Below are 17739 nucleotides of genomic sequence, written 5' to 3'. Positions count from 1 at the left end.
CGCGTGAGACTTCTGGTCACGGGTGGTGCCGGCTACGTCGGCGGCGTCTGCGCGCAGGTTCTGCTCGAAGCCGGACATGATGTCGTCGTGCTCGATGATTTGTCGACCGGCAATGCCGACGGCGTACCCTCCGGCGCCCGGTTCGTCGAGGGTGACGTGGCGCTGGCCGCGCCCGCGCTGCTGGCGGCCGAATCTTTCGATGGTGTCCTGCATTTCGCGGCGCAGTCGCTGGTCGGCGAGTCGGTGCAGCAGCCGGAGAAGTACTGGCATGGCAATGTGGTGAAGACGTTCGAACTGCTGGAGGCGATGCGGCGCGCGGGAACGCCGCGTCTGGTGTTCTCCTCCACCGCGGCCGTATACGGCGAACCGGAGCAGGTGCCGATCACCGAGGACGCGCCGACCAGTCCAACCAACCCGTACGGCGCGTCGAAGCTGGCGATCGACCACGCCATCACCTCCTACGCGATCGCGCATGGGCTGGCGGCGACCAGCCTGCGGTATTTCAATGTCGCGGGCGCCTATGGCGGTCTCGGCGAAAACCGCCTGGTCGAAACCCATCTCATCCCGCTGGTGCTGCAGGTCGCGGCCGGGCACCGCAAGGCAATCGCGGTATTCGGCACCGATTGGCCGACCCCGGACGGCACCGCGGTTCGTGACTACATCCACATCCGCGACCTCGCGCAAGCCCATCTGCTGGCCCTGGCGACCGCCGAAACAGGCACGCACCGCGTCTACAATCTCGGCAGCGGTACCGGATTCTCCGTCCGCGAAGTGATCTCGGCCTGTGAGCGCGTCACCGGCCTGCCGATCGCCGCGCAGGACGCGCCGCGCCGCCCCGGTGATCCCGCGACGCTCATCGCCTCCAGCGAGCGCGCAATCGCCGAACTCGGCTGGCACCCTGAGCACAACGACCTCGATGAGATCGTCACCGACGCCTGGGCTTTCCTCCAGTCGCTCGGAGCGCGCGCACACAGCGCGAGCTAGGGCCGTCGGCTCCGCCCGCGTCGGTCGTTTCCCGGATCGGGCGAGCGTGACCTCGCCGCCGCACCAAGACGGACACCGCGTTCTCGACCCGAAGCCTTCAGGTCGCACCGAAGTGGTCAGCGGGATCACCGCCGGTGTACCCCGCGCACGATCGCGGGCTTCAGTGTGACGCTCCGATGACCCGGTCGTGTCACCTACGCGCACAAGATGTTTCATGGAGCGGGCGTGCCGAGGTCGACACCCAGACCTGCCGCGGTGTGATAGCCACTATGGGCAAGGCGGCGTAATTGTTCCGGACGCATACCCAGCCGCAGCGCGGTGTCCAGCAGGACAGCCATCGGATGATCCGGGTCCGCGTCCAACGCCGCATCCAAGGCGATACCCGCGAGCGGACCATCGCCCCGGACGTACGCGCTATAGCCGAGCAAAACAGCAGCTTCGGCGCGATCCGCGCCGGACAGGGCGCGGGCCAGCGCGGCCCACAACGCCTCGGCCGCGGCGGCGTGGTCGCCGACGGACAGGGCGAACATGGTGTCCCGTACGGCGCGATCCCGCAGAGCAGCAGCCAGTTTCGCGAGCTCGGGCGCCATCAGCGCGGCGCCCGACGCGATATTGGCGACCTGCCACAGCACGTAGTCGAGCGCCTGCCTGCTGTATCCGTTGGGATCGCCGCGGCGCGCGGCGCGCGCGTAACGCTCCCGCGCGAGCGCCAGTGCGCCCCCCAGCTGTGCCGCCACCTCGGCATGCGCCCGAGGATCCTCGGCGACCAGATCGGTGAGTTCGGATCGGGAGCCGCGAATCGGCCTGCCGTCCAACACATGGGTCAGGGCCACCACCGAAGTGGCCGGATCCCGCAGCGCCCCCTGCCGATCCGGGCCCGACAGCGTCCACCAGCGCTGCCCGGGTGCGATCGCACGCACCGCCCACACACTGCCGAGCGAGATGTCGCACGCGGCCAGCCGCCTGCCGAGCGCACCGACCAGCGCATCGAATCGCCCTGCGGCACAGCGGGGGCGGTCGGTGCCCCCGTGTGGTCTCGGCTCTTCGGCGCGATCGTCGACGAGGACCGCGAGCACCTCGACCGCTTCGTCGTGCGCGCAGATTCGCGCCACACATCCCGCCAATGTCCCGGGCCGCATCCGTCGCCCATCCGGCTGTTCCAGATCGAACCGCACCACCGCGTCGACCAGCGCGCCGTGGGCGTCCCCCCGCCGCAGGACGAGCACAACCATCGACCGCTCCGGGGTGAACCCCATCATTGCGGGCACGGCCGCGATCAGCTCGCCTGGATCATTCACTCGCACAGTGTGATCCGGGTTTCGGACGAACGGCGGCGGATCCTCCGAACAGCGGACCCGCCGGGTCCGTTCAGCAGGACGACGCGCACCTTCTCCCTCGGTGTAAGCCGCCTTGCTCGAAGACGGCGAGTACGCACCGGTTTCGGCGCGCACCGTCCATGTCCTGGCGCCAGAGGGGGCAGGACATGGCAGCGCACGTCGGCTGCGAAGGCGCGAGCAGAAAGTATTGTCCCGGCCCGCGTGCTCGGCGTCGGCCGGTTCGGAAGTCGGAAACGGGGTCGCGGAAGTGGTCATGTGTCGAGCCTGCGATCCAACCCCACCGTCCAGCCGACGACGACCAGGCATTTCGGATGGGTTGGGGAAGTGGCTTCGGCTGTGAATGGCTCACGCTCACGGTCGTCCCGACCGGCGTCCGTGTCGGTGCCGCCTGCTACCGTGCGCCCGAGCTGGACCGCAGTGCGCTATCGCATCCGCACCTTCCGCACGGCTGCCGTGAACAATTCGTCCAACGTCGCCGTATCCGGCTTGTCGCCGGAAAACGACATGTACGTCACGGAGATTCGCACGCCCTCGACCTGACCGATGAGCGTGCGCATGGACTGGGTCAGACTCGCGCCGCCCACCTCCGGCGCCACCGTCCTGCGTAGCGCCAGTGCGTCGTCGGCGTCGACCGGCGGAGGCGGATCCAGCTCCGTCGTCACGGTGCTCGCCGCGCCGGCGCGGCTCACCCGCACCGATCCGCATTTCGTCAGCCGGGAACGCAGCGACGCCAATGGCTCGTCGGTGCGAGTCAATTCGACGGTCATAGTGGCGCGCGTGTCGTTGTCCGTACCTACCGCGATCGCCGTCTGATCGGGCCCGAATCTCTGTTCCGGCGGCACACAACCACTCGGCTGCACACTCACCCCGCGCCCCATCCCGTCCAGATCCCCAGCGGCCTGGGCGGCTGCCTCCGAGGGCAACACCACCGCTGCGTACGGCGCGGGGAATTGCGCCGGATCCGGCAGCAGCCTCGGCAGTTCGGCGCTCCCGCGCGCGGCAACCGCGGTCGGCGACAACGAGACCGGGTGCCCGGACATGGTCGACCCGCATCCGGCGAGCAGCACCGCGCACGCGACGGGCAGCACACGGCCAAGCCGCGCGCGCGTCGACTCCGCCACGGTCACACACCCACTGTGCCAAACTCCCCGTGGCCGCCCGCGCTGCCACGCCGCCGGGCCGGGAATGCGCGGGGCGCCGACGCTGTTGCCTCGACGTATGGGGCGATGTCCGGCCGTGCGCGGTGGCTGTCACCGCCATAGGGGACAATGGACAGTGGTCCCCCGTCTCGGACAACTGCTTGTCTGTAACCACGGTCGTGGTAGACGACCGAGCAGACAACCACACCTGGTGTGCCGAGGGCGCTCGCCCGGGCCGGAGGAACCGCGCAGGAAGGAGTACGCGATGGACTACGAGTCGCGAATGTACGAACTGGAGTTCCCCGCTCCGCAGCTGTCGGCCGTCGACGGCTCGGGTCCGGTCCTGGTGCACGGACTGGAAGGGTTCACCGACGCCGGGCATGCGGTGCGGCTGGCCACGACGCACCTGCGCGAGAGCCTCGAAGGCGAACTGGTCGCCTCGTTCGATGTCGACGAACTGCTCGACTACCGATCGCGGCGCCCGCTCATGACGTTCAAGACCGATCACTTCTCCGACTACGCCGAGCCGACGCTGAACCTGTGGGCACTGCGCGACACCGCGGGCACCCCGTTCCTGCTGCTCGCGGGTATGGAACCGGATCTACGCTGGGAGAAGTTCACGACCGCGGTGCGGCTGCTCGCCGAACAGCTGGGCGTGCGCCGCAGCATCGGCTTGAGCGCGATCCCGATGGCGATTCCGCACACCCGCCCGCTCGGGGTTACCGCGCACTCCTCCGACCGCGACCTGATCTCCGAGCATCAGCGCTGGCCGGGTGAACTGCAGGTGCCGGGCAGCGCGTCGTCGCTGCTGGAATTCCGCATGGCCCAGCACGGACACGAGTCGATCGGCTTCTCGGTGCATGTCCCGCACTACCTCGCGCAGACCGCCTACCCGGAGGCCGCGCAGACCCTGCTGGAGAACGTCGCCGACAACGCGGGCCTGACGATTCCGCTGGCCGCGCTGGGCGAGGCCGCGGCGCGGGTGCGCGAGCAGGTCAACGAACACATCGCGGGCAACTCCGAGGTGGAGACCGTCGTGCACGCCTTGGAGCGTCAGTACGACAGCTTCGTCACCGCGCAGGAACGGCAATCGAGCCTGCTGGTCGGTGACGGCGAACTACCCAGCGGCGACGAGCTGGGCGCCGAGTTCGAACGGTTCCTCGCCGAGCAGGGCGGCTACCACGGCGAAAACAAGGGCGAGCAGGACTGACCGCACCGCGGTCCCGGTATGCCGATCGCCCCTGCATCGGCATCCGGTAGCAAGGCCGTATGGTGGTCGGAGTGGATCTGACCGAACTGCTCGACATCCCGGGCACCGACGCCGACGCGCTGTACGAGTCGTTCGGGATGTGGGCCGCCGCACAGGGCACCCCGCTGTACCCGGCGCAGGACGAGGCGCTGCTGGAGCTGGCGTCCGGATCCCACGTCATCCTCGCCACTCCCACCGGTTCCGGAAAGTCGCTCGTCGCGGTCGGCGCACACCTGTTCGCGCTGACCCAGGACAAGCGCACCTACTACACCGCCCCGATCAAGGCGCTGGTCAGCGAGAAATTCTTCGCTTTGTGCGAGGTATTCGGCGCCGAACGCGTCGGCATGGTCACCGGCGACGCCGCGGTGAACCCCGAGGCGCCGATCATCTGCGCCACCGCGGAAATCCTGGCGAACATGGCCCTGCGCGAGGGCGCGGACGCCGACGTCGGCCAGGTCGTGATGGACGAATTCCATTTCTACGCCGACCCCGACCGGGGCTGGGCCTGGCAGGTGCCGTTACTGGAACTGTGTGGCGCCCAGTTCCTGCTCATGTCGGCGACGCTCGGCGAGGTGGACTTCTTCGCCACCGACCTGGAGCGCCGCACCGGCCGCTCCACCGCGATCGTCGCGGGCACCGAACGCCCTGTGCCGCTGAGCTTCTCCTACGCCCGTACCCCCATCACCGAGACCCTGGAGGAACTGGTCACCACACACCAGGCCCCGGTGTACGTGGTGCACTTCACGCAGGCCGCCGCCTTGGAGCGCGCGCAGGCGCTGACCAGCGTCAACTTCGCCACCCGCGCGGAGAAGGACGCGATCGCCGAGGCGCTGGGCGATTTCCGGTTCGCCGCGGGCTTCGGCAAGACGCTGTCCCGGCTGATCCGGCACGGCATCGGCGTGCATCACGCGGGCATGCTGCCGAAATACCGCCGCCTGGTGGAACGACTCGCCCAGGAGGGCCTGTTGAAGGTGGTGTGCGGCACCGACACCCTCGGCGTCGGCATCAACGTGCCCATTCGCACGGTGCTGTTGACCGGCCTGACCAAGTTCGACGGGGTGCGCACCCGCAGGCTGAAAGCCCGTGAGTTCCATCAGATCGCGGGCCGCGCGGGCCGGGCGGGCTACGACACCATGGGCACCGTCGTCGTGCAGGCGCCAGAGCACGAAGTGGAGAACACCAGGCTGCTGGCCAAGGCCGGCGACGACCCGAAGAAGCAGCGCAAGATCCAGCGGCGCAAGCCGCCGGAGGGCTTCGTCTCCTGGAGTGAGGAGACCTTCGACCGCCTGGTCTCGGCCCAACCGGAACCGATGGTGTCGCGTTTCGCCGTGACCAACGCCATGCTGCTGAACGTAATCGCCCGCCCGGGTAATTGCTTCGACGCCATGCGCCACCTGCTCGAGGACAACCACGAACCACGCCCCGCCCAACGCAGACACATCCTGCGCGCCATACGTCTCTACCGGGCGCTGCGCGATGCCGGTGTGGTGCAGCAGCTGTCAGAACCCGACGCACAGGGCCGCCGCGCCCGCCTGACCATCGACCTGCAACGCGACTTCGCCCTCGACCAGCCGCTGTCACCGTTCGCGCTGGCCGCGCTCGACCTGCTGGACAAAGCGTCCGCGAGTTATACCCTCGACGTGGTGTCGCTCATCGAATCCACGCTGGAGGACCCGCGCCAGTTGCTGATGGCCCAGCAGCACAAGGCGCGCGGCGAGGCGATCGCCGAGATGAAGGCCGAGGGCATCGACTACGACGAACGGATGGAACTTCTCGAAGAGGTGACCTGGCCCAAACCGATGGCCGAGCTGATCGAGCCGGCCTACGAGACGTACCGGGCCGGACACCCGTGGGTGTCGGAGTTCGCGCCGGCACCGAAGTCGGTGGTGCGCGACATGATCGAACGTGCCATGACCTTCGCGGAGCTGATCTCCTTCTACGAGCTGGCCCGCTCCGAGGGTGTGGTGCTGCGTTACCTCGCCGACGCCTACCGTGCGTTGCGGCGCACGGTGCCCGAATCGGCGCGTACCGAGGAACTCGACGACATCACGGAGTGGCTCGGTGAGCTTGTCCGCCAGGTGGATTCGAGCCTCCTGGACGAATGGGAGCAACTGACCAACCCGGGTGCGGAGACCGATGCCGATCAGATCGCGTTCGGCGCGGAGACGGTGCGCCCGATTTCCGCGAACGAGCGCGCCTTCCGGGTTCTGGTCCGCAACGCCATGTTCCGCCGTGTGGAGCTGGCCGCGCTGCGGCGCTGGGATGAGCTGGCCGAGCTGAGCCCGGGCCGGGACTGGGCGGCCGCGCTCGCGGACTACTTCGCGGAATACGAGCGGATCGGGACCGGGCCCGATGCCCGAGGGCCTCAGTTGTTCCAGGTGGAACGAAGACCGGGATTCTGGCGGGTGCGGCAGGTGCTCGACGACCCGGCGGGCGACCATGGCTGGTCGATCGACGCGGTGGTGGACCTCGTCGAGTCGGATGCCGCGGGCGAGGTCGTCTTCGACGACGTCACCGTGTCTTCCGGCTGACCCACTCACGCTGTCCAGTTCCACAGACATGCAGTTCAGAGGCCTAACTATGCCATTGAGATAGAGCGTGGCGACCGAGCGGCGAATCCAAGGTTTGACGGATTCGTTTCTGGGTAAGGGCCGCTGATACTCTCTCCCCCGCTGCCGTAGCGAAAGATCAACCATGCCCGAATCACCGTATCTGGTCATCCATCCTGAGCGAGTGCGCGAGAACTACCGCGCACTCGATGCCGCCCTGTCCTCGGGCGCGAGCACACCAACGAGGATTCGCTTCGCGGTCAAGGCCAGTCCGGTGCCGGAAATCGTGCGCCTGCTCGACGTGCAGGGCGCGGAGTTCGACGTCGCCAGCATCGGCGAGATCGACCTGTGCCTCGGGCTCGGGGTGGCGCCGGAGCGCCTCTGCTACGGCAACCCGATCAAGAAGGCCACCCATATCGCCCGCGCATTCGCACTGGGCGTGCGCCGCTTCGCCTTCGACACCGAAGACGACCTTGTGCGCATCGTCGAGCATGCCCCCGGCTCAGAGGTGGAGTGCCGCTTCCTCGCCTCGGCTCCGGAGTCCCGCACGCCATTCGGCACCAAGTTCGGCTGCACCCCGGGCGAGGCGTTCCGGTTGCTGGTTCGGGCGAGAGATCTGGGGCTCGTCGTCGCGGGTCCGTACTTCCACGTCGGCTCGCAGCAACTGGACCCCGACGCGTGGCGGATCGGCATCGAGCAGGCGGGCCGGATATCGGCAGCACTGGCGGACAAGGACATTCCGGTCACGTCGGTGAACATCGGCGGCGGACTGCCGATCTCCTACGCCGACGACGCACCCACACTGGGTGAGATCGCCGCGGTGGTGAACCACTCTGCGGCCGAATTCCTTTCCGGGAACACCGGATTGGTCGTCGAACCAGGCCGGGCACTGGTCGGTTCGGCGGGCACCATCCACGCCCAGGTCGTCGGCGTCCGCATCGCGCCGGACGGACGACGCTGGGTGTATCTCGACATCGGCCGGTACAACGGAATGGCCGAGACCGAGAACGAGTACATCGTCTACAAGTTCGCGACGGACCGAGACGGCGACCCCGTCGACGAGGCGGTGGTGGCCGGTCCGACCTGCGACGGCGACGATGTACTGTATCAACGCACGCGAGTCCTGTTACCGACCACGTTGCGAGCCGGTGATCGCGTTCGAATCCTCGACGCCGGTGCCTATACCGCGAGCTATTCGTCGGTGTCCTTCAATGGTTTTCCGCCCTTGACCGTTCATGTCTCGGGCGCTGAGCGAGAGTGAGTTTGCCCATGACGGCGGAATTCACCGGTTGGCATGTGCTAGCCGAGTTCGGTGGTGTCGACGCGGATCTCTGCGACGATCTCGAACGACTCGAATCGGCGTTGCGTAAGTCTCTGCTCGCGGCGGGCGTCACCATCTGCGATGTCGTACACAAGAAGTTCGATCCGCAGGGGGTGACCGTCCTCGCGCTGTTGTCGGAGTCCCACGCCTCGATTCACACCTATCCGGAGTCCGGCGACATCTTCGTCGACGTCTTCACCTGCGGCAGCATCGGCGCCGGTGCCTCGAAGGCGGTCGAAACGCTCCGGGACATGTTGTCCCCCAAGGATGTTCGCATGCAGGTCATCCGCAGGGGTCACGGCGGACAGCGGATCGAGGAACCGGTGGGCGCGGGCCTGACCCGGATCTGGGATCTACACGAGGTGATCGTCGACACCCACACCCCGTTCCAGCACATGGTCATCGCGCGGACCGAGCAGGGCATCAGTTTGTTCTCCGACGATGACCGCCAGTCCACCGAGTTCTCCCAGCTGACCTACCACGAGGCGATGATGGTTCCCGCCTTCGTGCTGGCCGAGAAGTTGGACAACGTGCTCATCATCGGTTCCGGCGAAGGTGTGGCCAGCCAGATGTCGGTTGCGGCGGGCGCCGAGCACGTCGACCACGTCGACATCGATCAGCTCGAGGTCGAGCTGTGTGCCGAGTATCTGCCCTACGGCTACACCAGCGCAGACTTGGCCGCCGCGGTCGAGGGCGAGGGACCGATCACGGTGCACTACGCCGACGGCTGGGATTTCCTCGCGGGCGCCGCCGAGTCGGGCACCCGCTACGACGTCATCGTGATCGACCTGCCCGACGAGCGCGTCGAAGACGCGCAGCACAACCGCCTGTACGAGGCGGAGTTCCTGTCCCGATGTCGTGCTCTGCTCGCGCCCGGCGGTGTGCTGTGCGCCCAGGCCGGGTGCGCGACCATGTGGCGCAACGAAACCCTGAAGCGGTCCTGGCAGCGTTTCCACGAACAGTTCGGCACCGTCGTGCACTACGGCAGCGACGAGCACGAATGGTCGTTCCTGTTCGGCTTGGCCGACAAGGTCGATGACCCGGTCGAGGGGATGACCGATCGCCTCGCCCTGCTGCCGTACAAGGCGGAGACCATCGACGCGCAGGCCTTGGTGCGCGGCGCGATCGAACCGCACGCACTGCGCGTGTAAGCAGACGTCTGAATGCACCGGCTCCGACCGCGGAACCGGTGCATTCGGCGTTTTCCGCAATAACCGAGTTCGGGCGCCGCCGCGGCGACGAGCGGGCAGACGCCCGAACAGCATGGCCGCGCAGGGATTCCGCGGATCAGGAGTGTTGCTTGCGCCACTCCTCGACGTTCACTCCGCCGACACCCCAGTCGGTGAGCGCGACCTCGTCGATGACGACGTAGGTGACGCCCCTGATCAGCCGAGCCTTCTGTTCGCGGGTCACGCCCTCGTCGGTGACCTTGATGTTCACGTACGGCATCAGGCCGCCCTTCCGGAGAGGAACCCACCGTCTACGGGGAAGATGTGACCGGTGGTGAACGCGGCGTCCGCGAGGTACAGCACCGCGGCTGTGGTCTCGGAGACTTCGCCGATCCGGTTCAACAGCGCCAACTTGCCGGAGGCGTCCTCGTCGCCGTCGCCGAACAGCGGGGTGCGGATGATGCCGGGGGCGACTGCGTTGACCCGGATGCCGTCGGCGGCGAGTTCCGCGGCGAGGCTGGTGGTCAGCGCGTGCACGCCACCCTTGCTGACCAGCGCCGCCGAGGCGGGCAGCCCGGCAAGGGCGTGGTTGATCAGCACCGTGCCGATGTTGACGATGGCTCCGCCTCTTGCCTGCTCGCGCAGCCGCCGCACGACGGCTTGTGTGGTGAAGTGGTGCCTTTGAGGTTTCCGTTCAGATAGCTGTCCAGGTCCTGCTCGGTGACGTCCACGAACGGCTTGGCTCCGAAAATGCCGGCGTTGTTGACCAGCACGTCCACCCCGCCGAATCGCTCGACGGCGGCACGCACCAGCGCAGTTCCCGTGGTGGGTGCCCCGATATCGCCCGCGACTGTCACCACTCGGTCGGGGACACCCAGTCCTGTCGCGACGTCCGCGAGCTTGCTCTCGTCGCGCCCGTTGAGCACGACGTTGTCACCGCGTTCCACGAACGCCCGCGCGATGTCGCGCCCGATCCCGCTGGAGGACCCGGTCACGATGATCGTCTTCGCCATTTTTCTCCTTCTCTCATTCGATACGACCGGTCGTCTTGTAATGAGTATGCGAAGACGCCGGAAGCGAGGGCCCCGAATCAGGGCCGGAAGTAGTCGCCGAGCAGGCGATCCAGACACTTGCGCAGCGGTGCCAGGGTCCGGTCGATCTTCATCCTGATCACCGCCCCCTCCCACGATTCCAGCAACATATCGGCCAATTCGATGGCCGCGATATCGGAGCGGATCATACCGAGCCGCTGACCCTGCGCGAGCTGATCGGCGACGCGGTCCCGCCAGGCACCCCATGCACCGGACAGCGATTCCCGCAGTAGCTCACTGCCTTCCAGCTCGCCACCCAGATTCGCGATCAGACAGCCGCCCGTGAATTCGGCCGCGGCGAAATCGTCCATCAGCCGCTCGAAGAACGTCCGCAGTCCGCTCACCGGATCCGGCGCACCATCGAACGCCCCGGTCAGATTCTGCTGCACACAGAGCGAATGGTGCTCGATGATCGCGTGACCGAAGCTCTCCTTGCTGTCGAAGTAGTTGTAGAACGACCCCTTCGGCACGCCGACCTTGTCGAGGATCTGCTTGATCCCGGTGCCGTGGTAGCCGTTCGCGAGGAACCCCGCGGCGCCCTCCTCTACCAGAAGCTGCCGCGTGTCCGCACTGCGCCGTGGTCGTGCCATGCGCGAAATATACGACCGGTCGTCTTGAAATGGCAAGCCGACCTCGATTCCCGCACGGCAGGACCTCACACCACCGGCCCCCCGGCCGAGTCGAACCACACCGGCGCTCCCGGATCGGAGGACAGACCGGGAGCGCGGCGCCCCCGCGCGGATCGAGTAGCGAAAAGGGCCAGATGATCTGCGGCGAACCGATCCCGCTGCCAATCAGCGGAATCGGTGGCGGCCGTCCAGACGTAGGTCCACACCGGTTCGGCCCGGCCACCAACGCGCACCCGGCACAGATCGTATTCGTCGTCCTCGAACGCGTCGAGGATCATCCACTCGGCCGCGCTGAGATCGGTGAGCACGGCGCCGCGGGTCAGCCCGCCGGCAGTGCGGACCAAACCCGGATAGACCCGCCGCGGCAGCACCGCCGCGCGCCAGCCGGTCAGGTCGGCCGGTTCGAGCGACGGAACCCGCCCGAGCAATACCTTCAGCACCTCGGGAAACTGCAGCGTGCCGTAGGCGAACAAGGCATGATCCGGCCCAACGATTCCGCTCAGCCGTCCAGTGCCGATCGGCGATTCCATTCACCTCTCCCCTCACTCGTGCTTCCCACTGTGCCTGCTCTGCACAAACTGCGCGCGGGCACCCACCCGTTTCGGGCGCTGGGTTAGATCGGCCGCTGAACACGGATGATGGCGGCCAGATATTCGTAGTCGTCGGCGCGGGCGCTCGAGGCACGGAACGCCAGGCCGATGGTGCGACCGGGGGCCGGCGCGGTGAAGTGAGCGGTTTCCAGTGTGCCGCGAGCAGTTTCGGCGGTGACCGCCATCTCCGGGATGAGGGTCACGCCGAGCCCGCCCGCGACGCACTGCACCACGGTCGCCAGGGAAGCGGCCCTGGTGTCGCCGACGGCGGCCGGGTGGGCGTCGGCCGAGCGGCAGACATCCAGCGTCTGGTCGCGCAGGCAGTGCCCCTCGTCCAGCAGCAGCAGAGGCAGGGCGTCCAGCACCGACGCCGAGAGGTCCTTGCGCCCGCCGAGCTCATGGCCGCGCGGGGTGACCAGCACGAATTCTTCGGTGTAGAGCGGGATCTCGACCAGACCGGGCATCTCGGTGGGCAGTGCGAGCAGCGCGACGTCCAGCACGCCGGTGCGCAGCCCGTCCAGCAGCCGCGCAGTCTGATCCTCGATGATCTGCGGACGCAGCGCGGGAAGTTTCTTGCGCAGCTCGGGCAACAGGCCGGGCAGCACGTAGGGGGCGACCGTCGGGATGATGCCCATCCGCAGCGTGCCGCCGAGCCCGTCGCCGGTCGCCGAAGCCACGAACCGGTCGGCCGCCTCCAGCGTCGCCATAGCCTTGGGCAGCAACCGCATCCCGGCGGCGGTCACCAGCACACGTCTGGTACTCCGTTCGATCAGCTGGAGCCCGAGCCCGTTTTCGAGCGCCGCCAGCGCCTGCGATAGCGTGGGCTGACTCACACCGAGTCGGGCGGCCGCGGTGCCGAAATGCCGGTATTCCGCGATCGCCACGAATGCACGCAGCTGTGACAGGGTGGGCTGATAAGTCTGATCAGTCACGCCTATCAGTGTAGTGCGACTGATCACCTTTACCTTTTACTGACCCTTCGGCAAGATCGCTCGTGAGCTTTCCCACGCGGCGCGCGCGACGGCACGGAGGCGGCAGCTTGCCCAACCACGAAGGTCCCAGCGAACACCGCACCAGCAAACCAACATGACGAGGAGACAAGCATGGCCCTGCTGACCATCGGCGACCAATTCCCGGCATACAATCTCACCGCTGTCATCGGCGGTGACCTGTCGAAGGTCGACGCTCAGCAGCCAGACGACTACTTCACCAGGATCACCAGCGACGATCACGCAGGCAAGTGGCGGGTCGTCTTTTTCTGGCCCAAAGACTTCACCTTCGTGTGCCCCACGGAGATCGCCGCGTTCGGCAAGCTCAACGAGGAGTTCGCGGACCGCGACACCCAGGTGCTCGGCGCATCGGTCGACAACGAGTTCGTGCACTTCCAGTGGAGGGCCCAGCACGAGGACCTCAAGACCCTCCCCTTCCCCCTGCTGTCGGATCTGAAGCGCGAACTGGCCACGGCCACCGGCGTGCTCAACGCTGACGGTGTCGCCGATCGCGCCACCTTCATCGTCGACCCCGACAACGAGATCCAATTCGTCTCGGTCACCGCGGGTTCGGTGGGCCGCAATGTCGACGAGGTACTGCGCGTGCTCGACGCACTGCAGTCCGACGAGCTGTGCGCCTGCAACTGGAAGAAGGGCGACCCGACCATCAACGCGGGTGAGCTCCTCGCCGCCAGCGTCTGAAACCCTTGCCGCGCCCGTGCTTTCGGGCGCGGCATCACGCAGTCCATCGGAGAACACTACCTACCCCCGCGACACACGGGGCCGATCCGAACAGAGGAATCGCCGAATGAGCATTGAGAACCTGAAGAACTCCCTTCCCGGGTACGCCAAGGACCTCAAGCTCAACCTGTCATCGATCGCACGCACCACGGTGCTGAACGAGCGGCAGCTGTGGGGCACCCTGCTGGCGTCGGCGGCCGCGACCCGGTCGACGACCACGCTGCGGGAGATCGCCGAGGAAGCCGCCGATGTGCTGTCGGCGGAGGCGTACGACGCCGCCCTCGGCGCTGCCTCGATCATGGGCATGAACAACGTGTTCTATCGAGGCAAGGCGTTCCTCGGTGGTCGCTACGACGACCTGCGGGCCGGACTGCGGATGCAGATCATCGGCACCCCCGGCGTGGACAAGGCCGACTTCGAACTCTGGTCGTTCGCTGTTTCCTCGATCAACGGCTGCGCGCACTGCCTCGAGGCGCACGAGCACACGCTGCGCGAGGCGGGCGTGTCCCGCGAGGTGATCTTCGAATCGCTGCGCGCCGCCGCCATCGTGGCCGGAGTCGGCCAGGCCGTGCAGTCGACGGAAGCGCTGACCACGGCCGCGATCTGATCGTCGACCCGATGAGGGCCCCGTCCGCGGACAAGGCCCTCATCGCGTTCGGTGTGCCGGAGACGACAACTCGACGTGGTACGCCCAGGTAGGCTCAGCAACCATGAGCACACAGGTTGACGTGGTGCGGGTGTTCACCGATGCCGCCGGGCGGTTCGGCAACGAGCTGGGGATCACGCGGTCAGCAGACTTGGCCACGGCCGACCCGCAGGCGCTCGCGGCGAAGGTCGGTTACAGCGAGACCGTCGTGGTCGAAGAGCCGGTCGACGAGATCGCCCGGGTACGGATCTACACGCCAACGGTGGAACTCCCGTTCGCCGGACACCCCTCGGTGGGTACCGGCTGGTGGTTCGCGGCGCAGGGCACCCCGGTGCACACGTTGGACGTGCCCGCAGGCCCGGTGGCGGTTCGGCTCGCCGACGGACTGACCTGGATCACCGCGCGCGGCGAATGGGCGCCGCCGTTCACCTTCCACCAGCTCGCCGACATCGAGGAGCTGGCGGCTGTGCAACCGGACGATTTCCCGGGCGGCCCACACTATCTGTGGACATGGTCCGACGAACATCGCGGTGCGCTGCGATCACGCATGTTCGCGCCGAACATGGGTATCGCCGAGGACGAGGCGACCGGTGCGGCGGCCGTCGCTTTGACGGCGCTGCTGCGGCAGGGCCTCGTGATCACCCAGGGCAAGGGGTCCCAGCTGTTCACGGAATGGGACTCCGACGGCTGGGTGCGCTTGGGCGGACGCGTCGTCGCCGACCAGCCGTTGGAGATCTAGACCCGCGTACTCAGGGCAGCAGTACACCCACGATCGGATCGGTACTGGGCGCGTGCGAACCACCGGACGGTTCGACACTCACCGCCAGCAACTCGCCCGACTGGAACGGCGTCACGAAGGGCCGGGTCGCAGACGGCAAATCGGTCAGCACCCCGGCCGACCGAGGCTGCCCTCCGGAGGACACGAGCCACACCTGATACACCCGGTCCGTGGGCGGGGGCGCGACCCCGTCGAACGCGACAACCGCGCGCCCGAGCCGAAGCGAGGCCTCCACCATGAGCGAGCCACCGCCGGCGACCGGCTCCTGCACGGTCCGCACATCCCGCTGACCGTCCGCCTGTTCCACAGCGGGCGCGCTCGGTGCCGGGCCGATGAGCCGCTCCGCGACCACGCTTCCGCCGAGCACCAGACACGCGACCGCGGCAATCGGGACCGCCCACCGTAGCCGCCGCCATGGCGAGACGTGCACCACCGACGGGCCGGCGCCTGGGTCGGTGCCGGGCAGCGCCGACAGGATTCGCGCCTCCAATTCCGGCGGCGGCGCCAGCGCGTCGAGCACCGACAGCCGCCCGATGACCTCGCGCAGCTGCCATACGGTATCGGAGAACTCTTGCCGCACGGCCGGGTCCGCGGCCGCCAGTCGAGCATCGATATGCCTTCGTTCGATATCGGCGACCGCGTCCAGCGCGCACGGGTAGGCGAGGTCGAGTAGTTCCGCATCCGATCGCGGTGGAGTGTCAACCATCGTCGCCTTCCCCGGACAAGCACTTCTCCAATCTTTTCAACCCATCGCGGATACGGGTCTTGATGGTGGGCAGCGGTACCGATAGACGATCGGCCACCTCACGGTAGGTGTGCCCGCTGTAGTACGCGAGAGCGATCGCTTCGCGCTGCGTGGGGGTCAATGTGGCCAGACATCCTGCCACCTGCTGCTCCTCGATGCGCTGCGTCACCGATTCGGCGACGACGTCGTGGTCGCGACCCAGCTGCGCCTGCGCGTAGACCAGGTCCCGGGACGATGCCGAACTCTCCGCGCGAACTCGGTCCACCGCGCGGCGGTGCGCGAGCATCAGGATCCAGCCGAGCGGGCTGGCCAGCGTGGCATCGTAGCGATCGGCCATCGACCACACCTGGAGGTAGACCTCCTGGGTGACCTCCTCGGCGGCGGCGTGGCTCCGGAGGATGCGCACCGTTATCCCGAACACTCGTGGGCTGGTGAGCTGGTAGAACTCGGTGAACGCCCGACGATCCCCCGCGCCTGCCGCCGCGAGCAAGCCGACCAGCCGACGGGTCGCGAGGGTGGCCCGCTTCCCGTCGTATCCGGCGGGAAGCGGGCACACGGATGCCTTGTCATCGTCGTCCTCCCTATCCATCGCTGGATCGCCGGACCGATGCGCTGAAGCAGAACCGTGCTCATTGCTCATGGCCGAATCCCCTGCCTGCATAAACAGGGTTCGGTATGGAGCACGAAGCGGATTGGTCTGTGAACAGGTCAACCCGAGATCGCGGCCACCAGCATGTAGGCGGTACCCGCGTCCATCACCACATGCGGCAGCGCCGCCCACGGCACAGCGGGGCCGGTGAGGGCAGCGATGCACCCACCGGAGCGCACCAGGACACCCAGCGGTCCGCGCGGATGCGCGTGCGTACCCCCGAGGCGGGCAGCCAGTACGACGAGAAGGGCATCGAGCAGAAACAGCCCGGCGAGACCCAGCGCGGGCCCGGCCGCGGGGCCACCGGTGTGTCCGGAGGCCATGTGTCCGGACATCGCGTAGAGCATCGCCGCCGCGGCCGCGATGTGGTATCCGAGCGGGACCAGCCGGTCGATCGGAAGCGGCCGAGCCCGCGTGGAACCTGCCAGGAATCGCGTCACCAGCAGTCCGGCGAAGACGACGGTCATCGCCGTCAGCACACCGCGCAGGGCGTGCGGGCTCACGCCCGAGGGGAACAGCAGCATGCCGAGCATGACCAGACACATCAACAGATGCGCGGCGTCGGACTCGGGGTGGTCGATGATCATCGAAGCATCCTGCGGCCGAGGCGGTTCGGCGGCGGTGGGACCGGCGGCCCGGCCCGGCGGTGCCGCAGGCACCACCAACCGCGCCAACACAATCGCCGCCGCGATCAGGAACGCAGCGACCGCCAGCCACCGCAACACGGCGTACTCCTGCATGAACTGCGCCACACCCCACCACCTCCCGTCACGGCGACCATGGTCGCCGCCCTCCCATGCTCGCATCCCCCCGATGACAAGGGTGTCCTTTTCGGCACTGGCGAGGCATAGGAGGCAGCGCGGCAACACAATTCGGCCGCCGCGCACATAGCGCAGCGGAAGAGGCGCTGGCTAGCGGGGAGAGCCTCGTGCCGCCGCGCAGGCGCGGGCCCATGACGCGTTCACAAGCGTCGCGGCGCACTTACATCGCCGAGGCCACCACGCGCGGCTACGGCTGCGTGAGCCTGGCGTCACCGACTTCTTCCTACCCGCCCGGCGGCCTTACGCGGCATACGGCTTCGACTACTGCGCACCGTTCGGCGACTACCGCACGGACCCCGCACAGCCTATTCA

The 17739-nt window shown here is 67.7% G+C and carries 19 protein-coding genes; 8 read left to right on the top strand and 11 right to left on the bottom strand.

The window, feature by feature from the left end; all coding sequences use genetic code 11:
- The first annotated feature begins 3 nt into the window (after positions 1–3).
- Positions 4–984, top strand: coding sequence for a UDP-glucose 4-epimerase GalE (gene galE, locus AB4Z47_RS01645; protein WP_441947373.1), 981 nt, complete (start codon positions 4–6; stop codon positions 982–984).
- A 212-nt stretch (positions 985–1196) separates the two neighbouring features.
- Here galE and AB4Z47_RS01640 read toward each other — a convergent pair whose 3' ends face one another.
- Together AB4Z47_RS01640 and AB4Z47_RS01635 are read right to left on the bottom strand one after the other, a co-directional pair.
- A complete protein-coding gene (locus tag AB4Z47_RS01640) occupies positions 1197–2282 on the bottom strand; it encodes a DUF4192 domain-containing protein (protein WP_441947372.1) in 1086 nt (361 codons plus the stop codon).
- Positions 2283–2743: 461 nt separating this feature from the next.
- Complete coding sequence (locus tag AB4Z47_RS01635; RefSeq protein ID WP_441947371.1) at positions 2744–3448, bottom strand: sensor domain-containing protein; 705 nt, start codon at positions 3446–3448, stop codon at positions 2744–2746.
- 277 nt (positions 3449–3725) lie between these two features.
- Between AB4Z47_RS01635 and AB4Z47_RS01630 the strand changes: the two genes are divergently transcribed.
- From AB4Z47_RS01630 to speD, 4 genes are all read left to right on the top strand, one after another.
- Positions 3726–4670, top strand: a complete 945-nt coding sequence (locus AB4Z47_RS01630; RefSeq protein ID WP_441947370.1) for a proteasome assembly chaperone family protein — start codon at positions 3726–3728, stop codon at positions 4668–4670.
- A 71-nt stretch (positions 4671–4741) separates the two neighbouring features.
- Entirely contained in the window at positions 4742–7240 is a 2499-nt protein-coding gene (locus tag AB4Z47_RS01625) for a DEAD/DEAH box helicase (RefSeq protein WP_441947525.1), read from the top strand.
- A gap of 163 nt (positions 7241–7403) precedes the next feature.
- A complete protein-coding gene (locus tag AB4Z47_RS01620) occupies positions 7404–8519 on the top strand; it encodes a type III PLP-dependent enzyme (RefSeq protein WP_441947369.1) in 1116 nt (371 codons plus the stop codon).
- An 8-nt stretch (positions 8520–8527) separates the two neighbouring features.
- Positions 8528–9730 (top strand): adenosylmethionine decarboxylase, encoded by a 1203-nt coding sequence (gene speD / locus AB4Z47_RS01615; RefSeq protein WP_441947368.1) that lies wholly within the window; start codon positions 8528–8530, stop codon positions 9728–9730.
- A gap of 136 nt (positions 9731–9866) precedes the next feature.
- Here the strand turns inward: speD and AB4Z47_RS01610 are convergent, their stop codons facing one another.
- The 6 genes from AB4Z47_RS01610 to AB4Z47_RS01585 form a co-directional block, all read right to left on the bottom strand.
- Positions 9867–10028: a tautomerase family protein gene (locus AB4Z47_RS01610; protein ID WP_441947367.1), complete on the bottom strand. Its 162-nt coding sequence runs from the start codon at positions 10026–10028 to the stop codon at positions 9867–9869.
- Positions 10028–10402 (bottom strand): SDR family NAD(P)-dependent oxidoreductase, encoded by a 375-nt coding sequence (locus AB4Z47_RS01605; RefSeq protein WP_441947366.1) that lies wholly within the window; start codon positions 10400–10402, stop codon positions 10028–10030. Before AB4Z47_RS01605 ends, AB4Z47_RS01610 begins: the two co-directional genes overlap by 1 nt.
- Complete coding sequence (locus tag AB4Z47_RS01600; protein ID WP_441947365.1) at positions 10342–10761, bottom strand: SDR family NAD(P)-dependent oxidoreductase; 420 nt, start codon at positions 10759–10761, stop codon at positions 10342–10344. Before AB4Z47_RS01600 ends, AB4Z47_RS01605 begins: the two co-directional genes overlap by 61 nt.
- 77 nt (positions 10762–10838) lie before the next feature.
- Entirely contained in the window at positions 10839–11429 is a 591-nt protein-coding gene (locus tag AB4Z47_RS01595) for a TetR family transcriptional regulator C-terminal domain-containing protein (RefSeq protein WP_441947364.1), read from the bottom strand.
- A 65-nt stretch (positions 11430–11494) separates the two neighbouring features.
- Positions 11495–11998, bottom strand: a complete 504-nt coding sequence (locus AB4Z47_RS01590) for a gamma-glutamylcyclotransferase family protein (RefSeq protein WP_441947363.1) — start codon at positions 11996–11998, stop codon at positions 11495–11497.
- 83 nt (positions 11999–12081) lie between these two features.
- The gene (locus AB4Z47_RS01585) at positions 12082–12990 is read right to left on the bottom strand and encodes a hydrogen peroxide-inducible genes activator (protein WP_441947362.1); all 909 of its coding nucleotides are present in this window, start codon (positions 12988–12990) and stop codon (positions 12082–12084) included.
- Between the two features lie 171 nt (positions 12991–13161).
- Between AB4Z47_RS01585 and AB4Z47_RS01580 the strand changes: the two genes are divergently transcribed.
- From AB4Z47_RS01580 to AB4Z47_RS01570, 3 genes are all read left to right on the top strand, one after another.
- On the top strand, positions 13162–13749 hold the full coding sequence (locus AB4Z47_RS01580; RefSeq protein WP_327119429.1) for a peroxiredoxin: 588 nt from the start codon (positions 13162–13164) through the stop codon (positions 13747–13749).
- A 106-nt stretch (positions 13750–13855) separates the two neighbouring features.
- Positions 13856–14395 carry a carboxymuconolactone decarboxylase family protein gene (locus AB4Z47_RS01575; RefSeq protein ID WP_441947361.1) on the top strand — a complete coding sequence of 180 codons (540 nt, stop codon included), beginning with the start codon at positions 13856–13858 and terminating at the stop codon, positions 14393–14395.
- A gap of 103 nt (positions 14396–14498) precedes the next feature.
- Positions 14499–15173, top strand: coding sequence for a PhzF family phenazine biosynthesis protein (locus tag AB4Z47_RS01570; protein ID WP_441947360.1), 675 nt, complete (start codon positions 14499–14501; stop codon positions 15171–15173).
- 10 nt (positions 15174–15183) lie between these two features.
- Here AB4Z47_RS01570 and AB4Z47_RS01565 read toward each other — a convergent pair whose 3' ends face one another.
- The 3 genes from AB4Z47_RS01565 to AB4Z47_RS01555 all read right to left on the bottom strand — a co-directional run bounded on the left by AB4Z47_RS01565 (position 15184) and on the right by AB4Z47_RS01555 (position 17358).
- Positions 15184–15918, bottom strand: a complete 735-nt coding sequence (locus AB4Z47_RS01565) for an anti-sigma factor (protein WP_441947359.1) — start codon at positions 15916–15918, stop codon at positions 15184–15186.
- Complete coding sequence (gene sigK / locus AB4Z47_RS01560) at positions 15911–16546, bottom strand: ECF RNA polymerase sigma factor SigK (protein WP_441947358.1); 636 nt, start codon at positions 16544–16546, stop codon at positions 15911–15913. The genes AB4Z47_RS01565 and sigK overlap by 8 nt, the downstream gene beginning before the upstream one ends.
- Before the next feature lie 119 nt (positions 16547–16665).
- On the bottom strand, positions 16666–17358 hold the full coding sequence (locus AB4Z47_RS01555; RefSeq protein ID WP_441947357.1) for a DUF5134 domain-containing protein: 693 nt from the start codon (positions 17356–17358) through the stop codon (positions 16666–16668).
- Positions 17359–17739: the final 381 nt, after the last annotated feature.

Origin of the sequence: Nocardia sp. 2TAF39, from assembly GCF_052114905.1 — a bacterium.
GTDB lineage: Bacteria > Actinomycetota > Actinomycetes > Mycobacteriales > Mycobacteriaceae > Nocardia.
The sequence above is the reverse complement of the archived record's forward strand: the minus strand, read 5'-3'. Positions and strand labels throughout refer to the sequence as shown.